Below are 18,638 nucleotides of genomic sequence, written 5' to 3'. Positions count from 1 at the left end.
TCGTGCGGGTGCCTGTCGGCATTTCCTCGACCACCGGATCCACCGCACCTTCGCGAAGAGGCCGTGCCGGTCCCCCTCGCGGTGCCGCGCACAGCCCCCCGTCGTGCTCGTGGTCGGTCGAGACCGGGGCAAAGTCTACCGGCGCGTCGAGCCGGCCCCTCGCCGCGTACGGTCCGTACCGCGCGCCCGAGCCGTGCACGGGCCCCCGGCCACGGCCCCGCCACGGCTTCCACAACCGTACGCGGCCCCGGGCGTCCGGTCGTCCGGTGCCGACGGCCCGGTCGTCCGGTGCCGGGGGCCTCAGTCCGCCGGGGCCTTACGGGCGGGGCGGGCCGGGAGGACACGCAGGGCCTCGCCGATGTCGGCGACCTCCAGCACCCGCATACCGTCCGGCACCCGGCCCGGGTCACCCGGCACCAGCGCGTGGGTGAAGCCCAGCCGCGCGGCCTCCGCCAGCCGCCGCTGGACGCCCGTCACCCGGCGCACCTCACCGGCGAGACCGACCTCGCCGATCGCCACCAGGTTCTTCGGCAGCGGCGTGTCACTGGCGGCGCTGGCCCGCGCGAGCGCCACCGCGAGGTCGGCCGCGGGCTCGGAGAGCCGCACGCCGCCGACCGTGGCGCTGTAGATGTCCCGTTTGCCCAGGGCGCTGATGCGGCCACGCTGCTCCAGCACCGCCAGCATCATCGAGACCCGCGAGTTCTCCAGTCCGGAGGTGGTCCTGCGGGGGGAGGGGATCTGGCTGTCGACGGTGAGCGCCTGCACCTCCGCGACCAGCGGGCGCCGCCCCTCCAGGGTCACCGTCAGACAGGTGCCGGGGACCGGCTCGGCGCGGCGGGTCAGAAACAGCCCGGAGGGGTCGGCCAGGCCCGTGATGCCCTCGTCGTGCAGCTCGAAGCAGCCCACCTCGTCCGTCGTCCCGTACCGGTTCTTCACACCGCGCACCAGGCGCAGCCGCGCATGCCGGTCGCCCTCGAAGTGCAGCACCACGTCCACCAGGTGCTCCAGCAGCCGCGGCCCCGCAATGGCGCCGTCCTTGGTGACGTGGCCGACCAGCAGCGTGGACATGCCGCGCTCCTTGGAGGCCCGGATCAGCGCTCCCGCCACCTCCCGCACCTGGGCGACGCCGCCCGGTGCTCCGTCGATCTCCGGCGAGGCCACCGTCTGCACCGAGTCCAGCACCAGCAGCGAGGGCTTGACCTCGTCCAGGTGCCCCAGCACGGACGACAGGTTGGTCTCGGCGGTCAGATACAGATGGTCGTCGATGGCGCCGATGCGGTCGGCCCGCAGCCGCACCTGACCGGCCGACTCCTCACCTGTGACGTACAGCGTGCGGTGGTCGTCGGACGCCGCCTTGGCCGCGACGTCCAGCAGCAGCGTCGACTTGCCGACGCCCGGCTCGCCGGCCAGCAGCACCACGGCGCCGGGCACCAGGCCGCCGCCCAATACCCGGTCCAGTTCGGGCACGCCGGTGGCGCGGGCCGTGGCCTGCTTGCCGTCGACCTGGCCGATGGGCAGCGCGCTGACGGAGACCCGGCCGGGCGCGGTGGTCCGTACGGCCGGGGTGCCACCCGCCTCCTCGACGGTGCCCCAGGCCTGGCACTCGGGGCACCGCCCCAGCCACTTGGCGGTCTGCCAGCCGCACTCGGTGCAGCGGTAGGTGGGGCGGTCCTTGGCGGACGACTTACGGGCAGCCATGACGTCACCGTATAGGCGGCCACTGACAGCACCGTACGGGCGGCCGTCGGCGGACCGTACGGGTGGTCCGTCGGCAGCCGGTCCGTGCGCGGTCGGCCGGGTGCCGACTGTGCGCCCTCCATGCGCTCCTTTGGGACCTTGATGTCGTCAAACCCACCGGACGTGTCCTGTTTTGACGGCGACCGTCACCCGAAGGAAGTAATCCCGCGTCGGCGACCCCAGCAAAGCGCCATCATCCGCCTACCGTCGCCGGGGTGATGACGAGCAGGCGCGAACACCCGACGAACGCCCCCGGCGCATCCCCAGCGCAACGGGCGGGCAGGACGACGCACCACCACTCCGCGGGCACGGGCGCGCGGTGCGACGACGCGTACCTGGACGGCCTGTTCACCTACTGCCTTTCCGTGATGTGCGAGCACGAATCCGCCCTCGCCGCACTCGGTGAGACGCTCGCCCTCGCGGATCGCCAACGTGCGCGCGGACGCGCCCCCGAGGACGAACAGGCCCACCGGCCCTGGCTCTACGCACTGGCCCGGTGGGCCTGTTCGCGTCGCCTCGCCGACCAGAAGGCCGCGCAGTCGGCGCAGGCCCCGTGGGCGGCACAGCCAGGACGCTCCGGACGGCCCGAGAGCTCGTTGCGGTCCGCGCGGTCCGTGCGCTCCGGCCGCGCGGTCCCCGCCGGGCCGTTCGGCCCCGCCGGCCGCGCCGATCCCGCCGCCCCGGCGTCCCCGGCCGCATCGGCGGCCGAGCCGCTGGGTGCCGGGGCCCGGGCCCAGCGCCGCCGCGAACTGGCCGCGCTCGCCTGGCCGGAGGCCGCCGGTATCGCGCCGGAGCAGCGCGAGGCCCTCGAACTGTCCGTCCGCCACGGACTGTCCCCGGCCCAGATCGGGGCCGTGCTCTCCCTGACCACCACCGCGGCCGAGGACCTGTTGCTGAACGCCTCCTGCGAAGTCGAGCGCACCCGGGCCGCGTTGCGTGTCGTGGAGTCCGGCGGCTGCCCGGCCGTGGCCCGGCTCGCGGGCGACGAGCGGCTGCTGCTGGGCACCGCGCTGCGCCACGAACTGGTGCGGCACGTGGACGAGTGCCCGCAGTGCCGCCGGGCCGCCGAGCGCGCCATGGCCGGGGTCTCCTGGCCCGGCACCGCCCCCGCCTCGGCCACGCTCGCCGTCCTGACGGTTCCGCGCCCCGCCGTCGAGGCGGCCGTCGCGGTGGCACGCAGGGCGAGAGCCCAGCGCACCCCCCGCTTCGACCGCGCCGGCTTCCCGGTGCACGACGACGAGCGTGCGGGGCGGCGGGACCGGCTGCGCGGGCGGGCCCTGACGTCGACGGTCATCGCCGCCGTGCTGGCGACGCCGGTGGTCGCCCTGTGGGCCGCCTACCGCGGGGCCCCGGCCCCCGGGGAGCCCCAGGCGGAGCGTTCAGCCACCGCGCCGGACGAGCCCGCCGACGGAGGGGGCGGCCGGGGACACGGCGGTGTGGACGGCCCCGCCAGCACGGTTCTGCCCCCGGGGGTCGACCCGTGGCACACCTTCCCGGACGAGGCGAAGGACCGGGCCGAGACGGCGGAGGCCGGCGGCGGACCGGGCGGCAGGACCCGGAAGGCCTCGCGCGTCCGCGACGAGGAGTCGCCCGCGCGGCTGAGCGGCCAGGGCGCTCAGCCGTCGACCGCCCGGCCCTCGGCACCGGTACCGTCCGCCTCTGCGTCGCACCCCACCTCGCCGCCGCCGAGCGGGACACCGACCGGCTCCCCGTCCCCCAGCGGATCGACGACGCCGTCCCCCACCACGACCCCGAGCCCGCCCCAGAACCCGAACGATTCCCCGTCCTGACCGCCCCGCCCCCTGGTGCCGTCCGGCACCCGGGGGCGGTGGGGTGGGCGGTCACGGTGCCGGGGCGACCAGGCCCGGTTGTCGGGCACCGGGCCCCGGGCCGTGCGTCCCGGGGCCCGGTTACAGCTCGGGCAGCTCTTCTCCGCCCGGCCCGGCGGCGGCGTGCTCGGCGACGTGGTCCGCCGCCGCGTGGTCCGCCGCCGCGCGGTCGGCGGTGGCGCGGGTGGTGGCCGGGTGTTCGGCCACCAGCGGAAGCTCACTGGCCAGGCGCTGCGCGCACAGTTCGGCGAGCTGGTCGTAGGCGGGCTTGCCCATGAGTTCGGTCAGCTCGGCGCGGTACGACTCGTAGACCGGCCGTCCGCCGCCGTGCGCCGACGGCGCCGCGGTGCACCACCAGTGCAGGTCGTGCCCTCCCGAGCCCCAGCCCCGCCGGTCGTACTCGGCGATGGTGACGTACAGCACCTCTTCGCCGTCCGGCCGCTCCACCCACTCGTAGGTGCGCCGGATCGGCACCTGCCAGCACACATCGGGCTTGGTCTCCAGCGGCTCGCGGTCCTCGCGCAGGGCCAGGGTGTGCAACGCGCACCCCGCGCCGCCCTCGAATCCGGCGCGGTTGTTGAAGATGCAGGCGCCCTGCCAGCGCCGCGTCTGGCGCTCGCCGTCCTCGTTGACCTCGGTCCAGCCCAGTGCGCCGGTGCCGATGTCGTGGAACTGCCAGGTCTCGGGTGTCAGCCGGGCGACGTGCTCGGCGACGCGCTTCTCGTCGTCCTCGTCGGAGAAGTGGGCGCCCAGCGTGCAGCAGCCGTCGGCGGCGCGGCCGGGTGTGATGCCCTGGCAGCCGTTGCCGAACAGGCAGTTCCAGCGGGACGTCAGCCAGGTCAGGTCGCAGCGGAAGACCTGCTCGTCGTCGGCCGGGTCGGGGAACTCCACCCAGGCGCGGGTGAAGTCGAGACCGACCTCCTCGTCGCGCGCCCGGGGCGCCGGAGGCGTCTCGTGTGCGCCGTCCTGCTTCTTGTGCTTCGCCGCTTTCGTCTTACCCACGCGTCCAGCCTACGGGCCAGGGAGCGCGGCTCCTGGACGCCGCTCCCCGAGCCGGCTCCCCGTATCGTGCGCCGGGAGGTATCGCAGCGGCGGACCCGCCAGGAGGCTAGCGTGCTGGGTATGAGACTCGGTGTCCTCGATGTGGGCTCGAACACGGTCCACCTGCTCGTGGTGGATGCGCATCCCGGTGCGCGGCCCCTGCCCGCGTACTCCCACAAGACGACGTTGCGGCTCGCCGAACTCCTGGAGGAGGACGGCTCGATCAGCGCGGAGGGCGTCGACCGGATCTGCGTCACCCTCGCCGAGGCGCTGCAGATCTCCGAGGACAAGGGGGTCGAGGCGCTGCTGCCGTTCGCGACCTCCGCCGTCCGCGAGGCGGCCAACGCCGAGCACGTGCTGCACCGCATCGCCACGGAGACCGGCGTCAAGCTGGAGGTGCTCTCCGGTGCCGACGAGGCGCGGCTGACGTTTCTGGCGGTACGGCGCTGGTTCGGCTGGTCGGCCGGGCGGCTGCTGGTGCTGGACATCGGCGGCGGCTCGCTGGAGATCGCCTACGGGCTGGACGAGGACCCCGACGCGGCGGTGTCGCTGCCGCTGGGTGCCGGGCGGCTCACCTCCGGCTGGCTGCCGGGTGATCCGCCCGATCCGGCGGACGTACGCGCCCTGCGGCGGCATGTGCGGGCCGAGATCGCCCGCTCGGTGGGGGAGTTCAACCGGTTCAGCCCGCCGGACCACGTGGTGGCCACCTCCAAGACCTTCAAGCAGCTCGCCCGGATGGCGGGCGCCCCGCGCAGCGCGGAGGGCGTCTACACCCGCCGCGTACTGAGCCGGTCCTCCCTGGAGGAGTGGGTGCCCAAGCTCGCCTCGATGCCGGCCGAGGAGCGCGCCGCGCTGCCCGGTGTCTCCGAGGGCCGGGCCCATCAACTGCTGGCGGGCGCTCTGGTCGCGGAGGCCGCGTTGGACCTGTTCGCCGTCGCGGAGGCCGAGATCTGCCCCTGGGCCCTGCGCGAGGGCATAATCCTGCGCCGCCTCGACCGGCTGCGGGCGGCGTGAGCCCGCTACCGCACCCGGGGGGCCTCCGCTCGCGGGAGGGAGCTCTCTCACAGGGGGGTAACCCTTCGCGGGCGGCGAACCGCGCTTAGGGTGGCTGGGTGGGCATCGAAAGCGTGCGGGTCCCCCAGGCGAAGGTCGCGCTGTCGACGGCCTCGGTGTACCCCGAGTCGACGGCCGCGGCCTTCGAGATCGCCGCGCGCCTCGGTTACGACGGCGTCGAGGTCATGGTGTGGACGGACCCGGTCAGCCAGGACGTGGACGCGCTGCGCCGGCTGTCGGACTTCCACGGGGTCCCGATTCTGGCCGTTCACGCACCGTGTCTGCTTATTACGCAGCGTGTGTGGTCCACCGATCCGTGGACGAAGCTGGTACGTGCCCGTACGGCGGCGGAGACGCTCGGCGCGTCCACCGTGGTCGTGCATCCGCCCTTCCGCTGGCAGCGCAACTACGCGCGTGAGTTCGAGCAAGGGGTGTGGCGGATGGCGAACGAGACCGACGTCCGGTTCGCCGTCGAGAACATGTACCCCTGGCGCTACCGGGACCGCGAGATGCTGGCCTACGCGCCCGACTGGGACCCCACCCGGAACGACTACCGGCACTTCACGATCGACCTCTCGCACACCGCGACGGCCCGCAACGACACGCTCGCCATGGTCGAGCGGATGGGTGACCGGCTCGGCCATGTGCACATCGCGGACGGCAACGGTTCGGCGAAGGACGAGCATCTGGTACCGGGGCGCGGCTCGCAGCCGTGTGCCGAGGTGCTGGAGCGGCTGGCCGCACGCGGCTTCGACGGGCACGTCGTCGTCGAGGTGAACACCCGGCGCGCCATGTCGGCCGCCGAGCGCGAGGAGGACCTGGCCGAGGCCCTCGCCTACACCCGTCTCCACCTCGCCGCTCCCGGCACCGCCCCCACCGCCGGTGCCAACGGCACCGGCGGCCACAACGGCACCAGCGGCCAAAGCGGCACCGGCGGCCACAGCGGCCACAGCGGCACCGGCGGGGAGCCGGGCGGCGACGGGACGGCGACCGGCCACCCCGCCGGCCGGAGGAACGCATGACCGAACGCTCCTCCCAGGAGCCGGGGCCCGCCCCCCGCAGGCGGGGGCGCCCGGCGCGGCGTACCGCCGAGGCCGGACCGGGGGCGCGGGAGCGGATTCTGGCCTCGGCCCGGGGTGAGTTCGCCGAGCACGGCTTCGACAAGGTCTCCGTCCGCGCCATCGCGCGTGGCGCGGGTGTGGACGCGGCGCTGGTCCACCACTACTTCGGTACCAAGGAGCAGGTGTTCGTCGCCGCGATCGAGGGCGCCATGGCACCGGTGCTCTCCGTCCCCGATCTGGTCGGGACCGCGGCCCCGGACGCCGTGGGCCAGGTCGTCACCCGGAGGTTCCTGGAGGTCTGGGAGGACCCGGCCACCCGCGAACCGGTGCTGGCGATCGTCCGCTCGGCGGTCAACAACGAGCGGGCGGCGGCCGTCTTCCGCGGATTGCTGACCCGCAGTCTGCTCAGCCGGGTGGCGGCCCGGATCCAGGGGCCCGACGCCGAACTGCGTGTCGGTCTGGCGGCGGCGCAGCTGGTGGGGGCGGCGCTGCTGCGGCATGTCATCCGGCTGGAGCCGGTGGCCTCCGAGCCGCTGGAGGGCGTGATCGCCCGGCTGGCGCCCGTCGTCCAGCACCACCTCACGGGTCCCGGTCCGCAGGACGAACCGGGTCCCGTCCATCATTCGGACCCCCTGTCCGGATCCTGAGCGCGAGGCGTACCCTCGAACTCTCTACGTACCGCAGCGGCCGCCGGGCCCCACCGCCATGGCGGGCCGCCCGCACCAAGGGAGAGGCAGCCATGCCCGAGCTGAGGTCCCGCACCGTCACCCACGGACGCAACATGGCAGGGGCGCGTGCCCTTATGCAGGCGTCCGGCGTAGCGCGTGAGGACTTCGGCAAGCCGGTCATCGCGGTGGCCAACAGCTTCACCGAGTTCGTGCCCGGCCACACCCACCTCCAGCCGGTGGGCCGCATCGTCAGCGAGGCGGTCAAGGCGGCGGGCGGTATCCCGCGCGAGTTCAACACCATCGCGGTGGACGACGGCATCGCCATGGGCCACGGCGGCATGCTCTACTCGCTGCCGTCCCGGGACCTGATCGCCGACTCGGTCGAGTACATGGCCGAGGCGCACTGCGCGGACGCGCTGATCTGCATCTCCAACTGCGACAAGATCACTCCCGGGATGCTGATGGCCGCGATGCGGCTCAACATCCCCACCGTCTTCGTCTCCGGCGGCCCCATGGAAGCCGGCCGCGCGACGCTGGTGAACGGCACCGTCCGCAAGCTGGACCTGGTCGACGCGATGTCCGAGGCCGTCAACGACAAGGTCTCGGACGAGGACATCCTCCGTATCGAGGAGAACGCCTGTCCGACCTGCGGCTCCTGTTCGGGCATGTTCACCGCCAACTCCATGAACTGCCTCACCGAGGCCCTCGGCCTGGCCCTGCCGGGCAACGGCTCCGTGCTGGCCACCCACACGGCGCGCAAGGAGCTGTACGAGACGGCGGGCCGCACGGTCGTCGAGATCACCAAGCGCTACTACGGCCAGGACGACGCCACCGTCCTGCCGCGCAACGTCGGCTCCCGCGCCGCCTTCGAGAACGCCATGGCCCTCGACATCGCCATGGGCGGCTCCACCAACACGATCCTGCACCTGCTGGCCGCGGCCCAGGAAGCGGAGCTGGACTTCACGATGGCCGACATCGACCAGCTCTCTCGCAAGCTGCCCTGCCTGGCCAAGGTCGCCCCGAACGTTGCCAAGGCAGGGCCCGGCGGCACGTACTACATGGAGGACGTGCACCGCGCGGGCGGCATCCCCGCCATCCTGGGCGAGCTCTACCGCGCCGGGCTGCTCAACGAGGACGTGCACACCGTGCATGCCGACTCGATGGACGAGTGGCTCAAGACCTGGGACATCCGCGGCGGCTCGCCCTCGCCGCAGGCCGTGGAGCTCTTCCACGCCGCGCCGGGCTGCAAGCGCTCCGCCGAGGCGTTCTCGCAGTCCGAGCGGTGGGAGACGCTGGATGTCGACGCGACGGACGGCTGCATCCGCGACATCGACCACGCCTACTCGACCGAGGGTGGGCTGGCGGTGCTGTACGGCAACCTGGCCGAGAACGGCTGCGTGGTGAAGACCGCCGGCGTGGACGAGTCGATCCTGACCTTCACCGGGCCCGCCGTGGTGTGCGAGTCCCAGGAGGAGGCCGTCCAGAAGATCCTCGACAAGACGGTCAAGGAGGGCGACGTCGTCGTCATCCGCTACGAGGGGCCCAAGGGCGGCCCCGGTATGCAGGAGATGCTCTACCCCACCTCGTTCCTCAAGGGCCGGGGCCTGGGCAAGGCCTGCGCGCTGATCACCGACGGCCGGTTCTCCGGTGGTACGTCCGGACTCTCCATCGGCCACATCTCGCCCGAGGCGGCCGGTGGCGGCACCATTGCCCTGGTGGAGGACGGCGACACCGTCGTCATCGACATCCCGAACAGGCAGCTGCGCCTCGACGTGCCCGACGAGACGCTGGCGGCCCGCCGTGCGGCGCTGGCCGGCCGGTACGCGCCCGTGGCGCGTGAGCGCAAGGTCTCCACCGCGCTGCGCGCCTACGCGGCGATGGCCACCAGCGCCGACCGGGGTGCCGTGCGCGATGTGACCCTGCTGGAGCGCTGAGCCCCACCGGGCGGGAGCCGGCCGGCCTGGGGCCATAATCGACTCGTGCCCCAGGAACCGAAGACCCCCGACGCGCCGGCCCCCGAGCCGCTCCGTTTCTACGGCACCACCTGGGTCGACCACTCCGGCGGCTACGCACTGCGCCGCGTCGCTCTCGGCGTCGGCGCGGCGCTGGCCGCCGTGGCGGGTGCCTTCGTGCTGCGGTTCGCCTACCAGGGCGTGGTGCTGGCCGACATCGGGAGCTGGGCGAGCGTGCTGCTCGTCGTCGCGTTCGCGGTGTGCAGCGCGCTGGCGTTCTCCCGGACCCTCACCCACTACGGCCGCCGCCCCAGTGAGCGCGAGGCGTCGGCCGAGTCGTCGATGCACAGCATCCGGATCGTCGGCTTCATCGGCGTACTGCTCGCCTACGCGCTGCGCACCTGCGTCGAGGCACCCGGCGAGAAGCTGCACCGCGCCGAGTACGAGGCCGCACTGGACCGCCACGAGCGGCAGCGCACCGCCCGCACCGGCAATCCGGCGGCACGCGGCAGGGGAACGAAGGGCCGGAAGAAGGCGCGCAAGGGCTGATCCGTTCGGTTGCCGCTCGCCTGCCGTCCGGTTGCCGATCGGCTCTCCTCCGTCACCCACCCCACGAACGACTGCGGGAGGGCTTTCAGGGCCCTCCCGCAGTCGTCTCAGGGGGAACCCTGAACTGCCCCGGACAAGGGACAGTTGAGCTCGACACCCTGCTCCGTCACGTGTCAGATTCTTCTTACACGCCAAGAGAGAGGGGTCGCGGTGAGCGCGATCGAGACCCCGACGGGAGACGAACTGCTGAAGGTCCTGACAGCGCTGGGCAATCCGCATCGGCTGCGGATCGTCGCGGCGCTCGCCCAGGGCCGGAACTACGTCAGCAGACTCGCCCGCGAGATCGGCATGAGCCGGCCCCTGCTGCACATGCACCTCCAGCGGCTGGAGGCGGCCGGCCTGGTGGTCGGGACGCTGGAGCTGTCGGACAGCGGCAAGGCCATGAAGTTCTTCGAGGTGTCCCCGTTCGCCTACGCCCTGACCCCGCAGATCGTCGCGGAGGCTGCGCGGACCCTCACCGACCAGCAGCCGGACGAGAAGGCCCCGAGCGAGCGGGCCCGGAACGAGAAAGAGAGCACACAGTGGACGAGCAGCTGACGACGGCGGCAGCAGCCGACGCGGCCGGTACCTGGGCGGCGGCGCTCGGCTCCGGCGGGGTCTTCGTCCTGATGATCGTGATTGTCTGGCAGGTCGCCGCCACCTGGCGGGCCCGCATGCTGGCCGCCCGTGAACAGCAGTACAAGAGCCTGGCCGAGAAGTACGCGCAGCTGTTGGAGGACAACGTCGAACTGCACCGCCGCACGCTGGACGAGCTGACGCAGGCACGGCAGTCGATCGCCTCGATGGAGAAGATGATGCGCGAGATCGAGTAGCGGGCCCGCCACCCCGCAGGCACCACCGGCGCTCGTACGGCCGGGAGCGGCAACTCCCGGCCGTACACGTGAGCGTGAGCACTCAGCGAACCCCTCGCTTCCCACACCCACACCATGGAGGTTACCCATGCCTGCCCTCTCCCAGCATCCGGCCGGGAGGTGTCGCCACGCGCTGCGCCGCCTGGCCACGGCCCCCGGCGGTAAGCGCACCAAGTGGCTGGTCCTCGCCGCCTGGCTGATCATCGTCGTCGCCCTCGGACCGCTGGCCGGAAAGCTCGGTGAGGTCGAGGACAGCAGCGCCAACGCCTTCCTGCCCGGCAACGCCGAGTCCGCCAAGGTCAATACGGAGCTGGAGAAGTTCCGCGGCGAGGACGAGATCATTCCCGCCGTCGTCGTCTACACCCGCTCCGACGCCGCCACCACCGAGGCCGACACCGCCAAGGCGCGCGCCGACCGCGCGGACTTCGCCCGGTTCGCCGCCAAGGGCGAGCGGCTCGGCGGTCCGATCCCGGCCGAGGACGGCAAGGCCCTGATGCTGGTGGTGCCGCTGACCACCGCAGGTGACGACATCACCGACGACGTGGAGAAGATCCGTTCGGTCGCGGCCGCCAACGCGCCACCCGGGCTCGACGTCGAGGTCGGCGGCCCCGCCGGCTCGCTGATCGACAACATCAAGGTCTTCGACAACCTCGACTCCACGCTGATGCTGGCCACCGGCGCCGTCGTCACGCTGTTGCTGCTGATCACCTACCGCAGCCCGCTGCTGTGGCTCTTCCCCGTGCTGTCGGTCGGCTTCGCCGCGGTCCTCACCCAGGTCGCCACCTATGTGCTGGCCAAGTACGCCTCGCTGCCCGTCGACCCGCAGAGCGCGGGCATCCTCATGGTCCTCGTCTTCGGTGTCGGCACCGACTACGCACTGCTGCTGATCGCCCGCTACCGCGAGGAGCTCCACCGCCACGAGGACCGGCACGAGGCGATGCGGCTCGCGCTGCGCCGCTCCGGACCCGCCATCGTTGCCTCCGCCGGCACCATCGCCATCGGGCTGGCCTGCCTGGCCTTCGCGGACATCAACTCCTCGCGCTCGCTGGGGCTGGTCGGTGCCGTCGGTGTCGTCTGCGCGCTGCTCGCGATGATCACCGTGCTGCCCGCGCTGCTGGTGGTGGCGGGTCGCCGGGTCTTCTGGCCGTTCGTGCCCCGGTACGGGACGGAGCCGCGCAAGGCTCGTACGGTCTGGTCCCGGATCGGCGGCCTGCTGGCCCGCCGTCCGCGCTGGTCCTGGCTGATGTCCATCGCCGTCACGGCGGTACTGGCGCTGAGCGCGACCGGTATCACCATGGGACTGACCAACGCGGAGATGTTCCAGGACAAGCCCGAGTCGGTGGTCGCCCAGGAGAAGCTGTCCGCGCACTACCCCTCCGGCTCCTCCGACCCGGCCACCGTCGTTGTACGGACCGACGCGCGCGCCGCCGTGCAGCGGGCAGCAGCGGAGGTCGGCGGAGTGGAGTCCGTCCGGGCCGACGACCGCACCGTCGACGGGTCGCTGACCTCGCTGTCCGTCGTGCTGCGGGACGCTCCCGACAGTGAGGCGGCCAAGCGGACCATCGACGCACTGCGCGACGCGGTGCACCAGGTCGACGGTGCCGAAGCCCTGGTGGGCGGTACCACCGCGGAGTCGCTGGACACCCGGCGCGCCGCGGAGAGCGACCTGAAGGTCGTCATCCCGATCGTGCTCGCCGTCGTCCTGCTCGTCCTGGTGGCGCTGCTGCGCTCGCTGGTCGCGCCGGTGCTGCTGCTGGCAACCGTGGTGCTGTCCTACTTCGGTGCGCTGGGCGCCTCGCACCTGGTCTTCGAGTACGTGCTCGACTTCGCCGCGATGGACAACTCCCTGCCACTGATGGGCTTCGTCTTCCTGGTGGCACTGGGCATCGACTACAACATCTTCCTGATGACCCGGGTCCGCGAAGAGGCCGTGTCGCAGGGGCACAGCAGGGGCGTGCTGGCAGGGCTCAGCTCCACCGGCGGTGTGATCACCTCGGCGGGAATCGTGCTGGCCGCCACCTTCGCGGTGATCGCCTCGATGCCGCTGGTGTCGATGGCGCAGCTCGGGGTGCTGGTCGGAATCGGCGTCCTGCTGGACACCTTCCTGGTCCGCACCGTCCTGGTGCCCTCGCTGGCCCTGGACATCGGTGCCCGTATCTGGTGGCCGAGCCGCCTGGGCCGTGCCCCGCAGCCGCACGGTGACGCCCGTACGGCGGTGGGGGAGGACCGGGTGCTGGAGAAGGTGTAGCCGTGTAGCCCTCTTCGGCACCTGCACTCGGCCCTCTCGATCCCTCGGTCCCCTTCCTCACCACACGGAAGGAACCCCACACATCCGGCGGTGCCGGACCTCCTGAGCCCTCTCAGGCCGGACCGGCACCGCCGTTCGTCGTTCCGCCGCTTGACGCCCTCGTACGGCGGCGACCATAATTCATCACATGATGAATAAACCTCCGCCCGAGCGAACCGGGACCCTGGGGGACGGCCGGCCCGCCGTGCACGCGCACGGCCTCACCGTCGTCCGCGGCAGCCGTCGGGTGCTGGACGGGCTCACCTTCGACATCGACCCCGGCACCGTCACCGGACTCCTCGGCCCTTCCGGCAGCGGCAAATCCACCCTGATCCGGGCCATCGTCGGCACCCAGGCCAAAGTCACCGGCACCCTCGACGTACTCGGCAGGCCCGCGGGCTCCGCCCCGCTGCGCTCCCGCGTCGGCTACGTCACCCAGTCCCCGTCCGTCTACGCCGACCTGACGGCACGGCAGAACCTCGACTACTACGCCGCCGTCCTCGGCATCCCGCGCACCGACCGCGCCGCCGCCGTCGACCAGGCGCTGACCGACGTCGACCTCACCTCGCACGCCGACGATCTGGCGGGCAACCTCTCCGGAGGCCAGTCCTCCCGTGTCTCCCTCGCCGTCGCCCTGCTGGGCACACCCGAACTGCTGGTCCTCGACGAACCCACCGTCGGCCTCGACCCCGTACTCCGCCGCGACCTGTGGAACCTCTTCCACCGCCTCGCCGCGCGCGGCACCACCCTGCTGATCTCCTCGCACGTGATGGACGAGGCCGACCGCTGCGAGCACCTGCTCCTCGTCCGGGACGGCACCCTGCTGGCCGCCGACACCCCGCAGGCGCTCCGCGAGACCACCGGCAGCGACACCGTCGAGGACGCCTTCCTCAAGCTCGTCGAGTCCGCCCGGGACGGAACCGCCACCTCCGCCCGGCCCGACCCCGCAACCCAGGCACAGCACGCACAGCACTCCCAGCACGCACAGAACACGCAGCAAGCCCAGCAATCCCAGCAAGCCCAGGACTCCCAGCACTCACGACGGGGCACCTCATGAACGCCGCACGCACGCTCGCCACCGCACGCCGTGTCCTGCGCCAGCTCGCCCACGACCCCCGGACGGTCGCGCTGCTGCTCCTCGTCCCGGTCCTGCTGCTGGTCCTGCTCTACTACGTCTTCGACGCGGACCGCCGCTCCTTCGACAGCATCGGCGCCTCACTGCTGGGCATCTTCCCGCTGGTGACGATGTTCCTGGTCACCTCCATCGCCACCCTGCGGGAGCGCACCTCCGGCACGCTGGAGCGGCTGCTGTCCATGCCGCTGGGCAAGGCCGATCTGATCCTCGGCTACGCACTCGCGTTCGGCGCGCTCGCCGTCGTCCAGGCCTCCTTCGCCACCGGTGTCGCCGTCTGGCTCCTGGACCTCAACATCGTCGGCTCGCCCTGGCTGCTGCTGCTCATCGCGCTGCTCGACGCCCTGCTGGGCACGGCGCTCGGGCTGTTCGTCTCCGCGTTCGCCGCCTCCGAGTTCCAGGTGGTCCAGTTCATGCCCGCGATGGTCTTCCCGCAGATCCTGCTGTGCGGCCTGTTCGCCCCCCGCAGCAGCATGCAGCCGGCGCTGGAGGCGATCTCCAACGTGCTGCCCATGTCCTACGCCGTCGACGGCATGACGGAAGTCCTCAAACACCCGGACCCCACCGGGGACTTCGTCCGCGACGCGGTCATCGTCGCCGGCAGCGCGCTCCTCGTCCTCTTCCTCGGTGCCGCCACCCTCCGCCGCCGTACGGCCTGAAGGCGCGTCCGCGCTGTGGAACGCGGGGCTGCCGAGCGGTGGGCCGGTGCGAGTATGGACGCGGTGTCCACGATCGTGGACATGCGGCCACACGGCGTCCGACGCGCAACAACGCACGAGGTGAAGCACCCCCATGACCACCCAGAAAGTCGCGGTCCTCGGCACCGGGAAGATCGGGGAGGCACTGCTCTCCGGCATGCTCCGAGGCGGCTGGTCGCCCTCCCGCCTCCTGGTCACCACCCGCCGCCCGGAGCGCGCCGCCGAACTGCGCGAGCGCTACGGCGTCGAGACCGTCGGCAACGCCGAGGCCGCCAAGAGCGCCGACACCCTCATCCTCACCCCCAAGCCGCAGGACATGGCGGCACTGCTGGACGAACTCGCCCCGCACGTGCCCGCCGACCGGCTGGTCATCAGCGGCGCGGCCGGCATCACCACCCGCTATCTCGAACAGCGCCTCGCCGAGGGCACCCCCGTCGTCCGCGTCATGACCAACACCCCGGCCCTGGTGGACGAGGCCATGTCCGTCGTCTCTCCGGGCACCCACGCCACCGAGGACCATCTCAAGCTCACCGACGAGATCTTCGGCGGCGTCGGCAAGACCCTCCGCCTCCCCGAGAGCCAGCAGGACGCCGCCACCGCCCTCTCCGGCTCGGGCCCCGCCTACTTTTTCTTCCTGGTCGAGGCCATGACCGACGCCGGCATCCAGCTCGGCCTCCCGCGCGACAAGGCACACGAGCTGATCGTCCAGGCCGCCGTCGGCGCCGCCACCATGCTCCGCGACAGCGGCGACCACCCCGTCACACTCCGCGAGAACGTCACCTCGCCCGGCGGTACGACGATCAACGCCATCCGCGAGTTGGAGAACCACCGGGTCCGCGCCGCCTTCATCGACGCCATCGAGGCGGCCCGCGACCGCAGCCGCGAACTGGGAGGCTGACGGGCCGGGGAGAGGGTGCCCCTTGCTGTGCGTCGCGGGCTGCGGGTGTGTCGTAGCTGTGGGGGCACCCCCTGCTCGAAGAGCTTGGGGGAGCAGTTTCCCGCGCCGCTTACTCGCTGCCCCGCAAGCTTGTGCGAGTCCTTCAGCTCCCGGCGCGGGCCCGCAACCCCCGCACTCCCTCGTGCACCAGCGTGATCGTGAAGGCGAGCGCCAGCCCCAGCGCCACCCCGTACAGCGGTGTCTCCTCGAACGCCGCCCCGCCCACATAGCCCAGGCAGGCCGAGTAGATCGCCCAGCTCACCACCGCGACGGCGTCGAACCGGGTGAACGACCGGCGCGGGAACCCCGTGGCGCCCGTGGTGAGTGTGGCGGCCGTCCGCCCGCCCGGGATGTAGCGCGCCGCCACCAGCACGAGGCCGCCCCGCTCGGCCAGCATCCGCCCCACCCGTTCGTACACCCGCCGCGCCCGGCTCCCCTCCCTCAGCCGGGCCTGGATCCGTGCTCCGGAGCGCCGTCCGATCGCATAGGAGATGTGGTCCCCGATGAACGCTCCCAACGCCGCCACCAGGATCACCCAGAACAGTTCGGGCTCGCCCTGCGCCGCCGCGAACACCCCCAGGGTGATCACCAGCGTCTCGCTCGGCACCACGGGGAAGAATCCGTCCAGCATCGCGATTCCGAACAGCGCCACATACACCCAGGGTGTGCTGACGAATCCCTCGACCGCGTGCACTATCGCGTCATTCATGCTCCGGAACGTACGGAGCGCCACAGGCGGCGGGCAGCGCACGATAGTCGTCGGCCACCCTGCACTTTCGACAGATGTCCCCCGTGAACCCGCCGCGTACCGTGACGGCCGTGAACTCCTCCGCACGCGCCCGCACCCGACGACCGGCCGGAGGCCCCGCCGCAGGGCCCGGTGCCGGCCGCACGGACGGCGTCCACGGCCGCTTCCGCGACCGGCTCAAGGGCCGTCTGGGAGAGGGTCTGCGCCGCCGACGCGTCCGTGAGGCCCTGGCCGACCTGGCCCTGTTCCTGTTCATGGCCTACCCCCTTCCCTTCCTCACCGACGTCCCGGTCTGGCTCCGTGTGGTGGCGGCTCCGCTGCTGGCCGCCGCGGCAGCCATGAGCCGCCGGGCCCCGCTCGCGGCCGCGACCGTCCCCGCCGTACTCGGTCTGACCGCCACCCCGGAGCTGTTCACCAGCACCTTCGCCCCGGGCCTGGTCGCCCTCAGCTTTCTGCTCGGCCGCCGCACCCAGGACGTACGCCCGTCGCTCATCGCCGCCGTACTCCTCTGCGCGGCCGGACTCGTGCTCGCCCTGACACTGCCGGGCGCCGACCTGTGGGCCTGGTTCACCCTGGTCAGCACCGTCCTGTTCGCCGCCGTCCTCCCCTGGCTGCTGGGCCGCTTCCGTCGTCAGCAATACGAGCTGCACAGCGCCGGCTGGGAGCTGGCCGCCCGGATGGAGCGCGAACAGCAACTGGTGGCCGAACGCACCCGGCTGCGCGAACGCTCCCGTATCGCGGGCGACATGCACGACTCCCTCGGCCACGACCTCAGCCTCATCGCCGTCCGCGCCGCGGCACTCCAGGTCTCCGCGGGGGTGGACGCCGACGCCAGCGCCTCCGCCGCCGAGCTCCGCCAGGCGGCCGCCGACGCCACCGAACGCCTCCGCCAGATCATCGGCCTCCTCCGCCAGGACACGACAGAGCTCCACCAAGAGCCGCCGACCGTCTCCGAGACCGTCCCCGACCTGGTGGCCCGCACCGCCGCCTCGGGCGTCGACATCACCCTCCGCCACCACACAGCGCAGGAGGCGACCGAGGAAGCAGATGCTGGAGAAGCAGGTGCTGGGGAAGCAGGTGAGGGGGCGGAAAGCGACCCGTCCCGACTGCCCCCACTCGTCGACCGGGCCCTTCACCGCGTCGTCCAGGAGGCCATCACCAACGCGACGAAGCACGCCCCAGGCTCCGCCATCACCGTCGAGATCCGGCAGCGGAGCACCGAGGTGGACGTCACGGTGCGAAACGGGTCGGTTCCCGAAGCAGCGCCCGCCGCCGGCGCCGACGCGGGCGCAGATGCCGGTCAGCCTGGACCCGGCGGGGGCTCCGGCACCGGACTCATCAGCCTGGACGAGCGCGTCCGCCAGGCCGGCGGCACTTTCCGGGCCCACCCCACGGACGACGGCTACGAGGTCACGGCCCACCTCCCCCTCACCGCGGAGCCGATCCCGCCCGCCGCTTTCGAGGGCGGCGCCGGCATTTCGCGCTCCCGCGAGGAGCTGGCCCAGGCCCGGCAGCGCGTACGACGCGGCATGGTGAACGTCCTCTGGATCCCGGTCGCGGCCACCGCGGCCCTCGCCGTACTGATGTACGGCTTCCAGCTCTACACCTCCCACCAGTCCGTTCTGCCCCAGCACACCTTCGAGGACCTGCGCACAGGTGACGCAGAGACCTCCGTGACCCCGCGCCTCCCGTCGTACGAGTTCGACGAGGAGTCCCGCCCCTACGGCGCCCCACCGGATCCTCCGCACACGGACGAGTGCCGCTTCTACCGCACCGCCACCTTCGACAACTCCCCGCTCTACCGCCTCTGCTTCGCGGACGGCCGCCTCTCCCACAAGGACCGCGTCACCAACGAGCGGGACGACGGTTGACGGGGGCGACGCCCGAAGTTGACACGGCGGTCGCCGGTCCGTAAGGTTCATCGAGTTGTCAGCAGCCGGTCACGGTTTCTGGCGACTCCTCCCGCCACTCCGGCGGAAACCACTACGTAAGACCATCTCCCTTCGCAGGGGTCTGTTCGGCATGCCGAATTGCT

Annotated in this window: 16 protein-coding genes; 13 read left to right on the top strand and 3 right to left on the bottom strand. The window is 72.4% G+C overall.

Annotated features, from left to right (window positions below):
- Positions 1-300 precede the first annotated feature (300 nt).
- Positions 301-1,698: a DNA repair protein RadA gene (gene radA / locus KBY19_RS26720; protein WP_210966857.1), complete on the bottom strand. Its 1,398-nt coding sequence runs from the start codon at positions 1,696-1,698 to the stop codon at positions 301-303.
- Between the two features lie 254 nt (positions 1,699-1,952).
- On the opposite strand from radA, the gene KBY19_RS26715 reads away from it, so the two are divergent.
- Positions 1,953-3,527: a hypothetical protein gene (locus KBY19_RS26715; protein WP_210966856.1), complete on the top strand. Its 1,575-nt coding sequence runs from the start codon at positions 1,953-1,955 to the stop codon at positions 3,525-3,527.
- 120 nt (positions 3,528-3,647) lie between these two features.
- Here KBY19_RS26715 and KBY19_RS26710 read toward each other — a convergent pair whose 3' ends face one another.
- Positions 3,648-4,568: a hypothetical protein gene (locus tag KBY19_RS26710; RefSeq protein ID WP_307843633.1), complete on the bottom strand. Its 921-nt coding sequence runs from the start codon at positions 4,566-4,568 to the stop codon at positions 3,648-3,650.
- Positions 4,569-4,688: 120 nt separating this feature from the next.
- Here KBY19_RS26710 and KBY19_RS26705 point away from each other — a divergent pair, with 120 nt between their 5' ends.
- The 11 genes from KBY19_RS26705 (at position 4,689) to proC (ending at position 15,816) form a co-directional block, all read left to right on the top strand.
- On the top strand, positions 4,689-5,621 hold the full coding sequence (locus tag KBY19_RS26705) for a Ppx/GppA phosphatase family protein (protein WP_099883338.1): 933 nt from the start codon (positions 4,689-4,691) through the stop codon (positions 5,619-5,621).
- Positions 5,622-5,719: 98 nt separating this feature from the next.
- The gene (locus KBY19_RS26700) at positions 5,720-6,682 is read left to right on the top strand and encodes a sugar phosphate isomerase/epimerase (protein ID WP_307843632.1); all 963 of its coding nucleotides are present in this window, start codon (positions 5,720-5,722) and stop codon (positions 6,680-6,682) included.
- Complete coding sequence (locus KBY19_RS26695) at positions 6,679-7,368, top strand: TetR family transcriptional regulator (RefSeq protein ID WP_185017817.1); 690 nt, start codon at positions 6,679-6,681, stop codon at positions 7,366-7,368. Before KBY19_RS26700 ends, KBY19_RS26695 begins: the two co-directional genes overlap by 4 nt.
- A gap of 92 nt (positions 7,369-7,460) precedes the next feature.
- Positions 7,461-9,323, top strand: a complete 1,863-nt coding sequence (gene ilvD / locus KBY19_RS26690) for a dihydroxy-acid dehydratase (RefSeq protein WP_210966855.1) — start codon at positions 7,461-7,463, stop codon at positions 9,321-9,323.
- Between the two features lie 45 nt (positions 9,324-9,368).
- Positions 9,369-9,890 (top strand): hypothetical protein, encoded by a 522-nt coding sequence (locus KBY19_RS26685; RefSeq protein ID WP_210966854.1) that lies wholly within the window; start codon positions 9,369-9,371, stop codon positions 9,888-9,890.
- Between the two features lie 210 nt (positions 9,891-10,100).
- On the top strand, positions 10,101-10,487 hold the full coding sequence (locus KBY19_RS26680; RefSeq protein ID WP_099883342.1) for a winged helix-turn-helix domain-containing protein: 387 nt from the start codon (positions 10,101-10,103) through the stop codon (positions 10,485-10,487).
- Positions 10,472-10,762, top strand: coding sequence for a hypothetical protein (locus tag KBY19_RS26675; RefSeq protein ID WP_099883343.1), 291 nt, complete (start codon positions 10,472-10,474; stop codon positions 10,760-10,762). Before KBY19_RS26680 ends, KBY19_RS26675 begins: the two co-directional genes overlap by 16 nt.
- Before the next feature lie 127 nt (positions 10,763-10,889).
- On the top strand, positions 10,890-13,049 hold the full coding sequence (locus tag KBY19_RS26670; protein ID WP_099883344.1) for an MMPL family transporter: 2,160 nt from the start codon (positions 10,890-10,892) through the stop codon (positions 13,047-13,049).
- Positions 13,050-13,236: 187 nt separating this feature from the next.
- Positions 13,237-14,145, top strand: a complete 909-nt coding sequence (locus KBY19_RS26665; protein ID WP_247691455.1) for an ABC transporter ATP-binding protein — start codon at positions 13,237-13,239, stop codon at positions 14,143-14,145.
- Positions 14,142-14,879, top strand: a complete 738-nt coding sequence (locus tag KBY19_RS26660; protein WP_185017819.1) for an ABC transporter permease — start codon at positions 14,142-14,144, stop codon at positions 14,877-14,879. Before KBY19_RS26665 ends, KBY19_RS26660 begins: the two co-directional genes overlap by 4 nt.
- A 133-nt stretch (positions 14,880-15,012) precedes the next feature.
- Positions 15,013-15,816 carry a pyrroline-5-carboxylate reductase gene (gene proC / locus KBY19_RS26655; protein ID WP_185017820.1) on the top strand — a complete coding sequence of 268 codons (804 nt, stop codon included), beginning with the start codon at positions 15,013-15,015 and terminating at the stop codon, positions 15,814-15,816.
- Positions 15,817-15,958: 142 nt separating this feature from the next.
- Here proC and KBY19_RS26650 read toward each other — a convergent pair whose 3' ends face one another.
- Positions 15,959-16,564, bottom strand: a complete 606-nt coding sequence (locus KBY19_RS26650) for a DedA family protein (protein WP_099883347.1) — start codon at positions 16,562-16,564, stop codon at positions 15,959-15,961.
- Positions 16,565-16,674: 110 nt separating this feature from the next.
- On the opposite strand from KBY19_RS26650, the gene KBY19_RS36885 reads away from it, so the two are divergent.
- Positions 16,675-18,474, top strand: a complete 1,800-nt coding sequence (locus tag KBY19_RS36885; RefSeq protein ID WP_307843631.1) for a histidine kinase — start codon at positions 16,675-16,677, stop codon at positions 18,472-18,474.
- Positions 18,475-18,638: the final 164 nt, after the last annotated feature.

Origin of the sequence: Streptomyces sp. B15, assembly GCF_018070605.1 — a bacterium.
GTDB classification, from domain to species: domain Bacteria; phylum Actinomycetota; class Actinomycetes; order Streptomycetales; family Streptomycetaceae; genus Streptomyces; species Streptomyces smyrnaeus.
Note: the sequence above shows the minus strand (reverse complement) of the source record. Positions and strands in the feature narration are given on the sequence as shown.

Excerpts from the sequence above, each read along its gene's own strand:
- KBY19_RS26650 (WP_099883347.1), bottom strand. The coding sequence starts at position 16,564 with ATGAATGACGCGATAGTGCACGCGGTCGAGGGATTCGTCAGCACACCC.
- KBY19_RS26660 (WP_185017819.1), top strand. The coding sequence starts at position 14,142 with ATGAACGCCGCACGCACGCTCGCCACCGCACGCCGTGTCCTGCGCCAG.
- KBY19_RS26695 (WP_185017817.1), top strand. The coding sequence starts at position 6,679 with ATGACCGAACGCTCCTCCCAGGAGCCGGGGCCCGCCCCCCGCAGGCGG.
- KBY19_RS26665 (WP_247691455.1), top strand. The coding sequence starts at position 13,237 with ATGATGAATAAACCTCCGCCCGAGCGAACCGGGACCCTGGGGGACGGC.
- KBY19_RS26705 (WP_099883338.1), top strand. The coding sequence starts at position 4,689 with ATGAGACTCGGTGTCCTCGATGTGGGCTCGAACACGGTCCACCTGCTC.
- KBY19_RS26670 (WP_099883344.1), top strand. The coding sequence starts at position 10,890 with ATGCCTGCCCTCTCCCAGCATCCGGCCGGGAGGTGTCGCCACGCGCTG.
- ilvD (WP_210966855.1), top strand. The coding sequence starts at position 7,461 with ATGCCCGAGCTGAGGTCCCGCACCGTCACCCACGGACGCAACATGGCA.
- radA (WP_210966857.1), bottom strand. The coding sequence starts at position 1,698 with ATGGCTGCCCGTAAGTCGTCCGCCAAGGACCGCCCCACCTACCGCTGC.
- proC (WP_185017820.1), top strand. The coding sequence starts at position 15,013 with ATGACCACCCAGAAAGTCGCGGTCCTCGGCACCGGGAAGATCGGGGAG.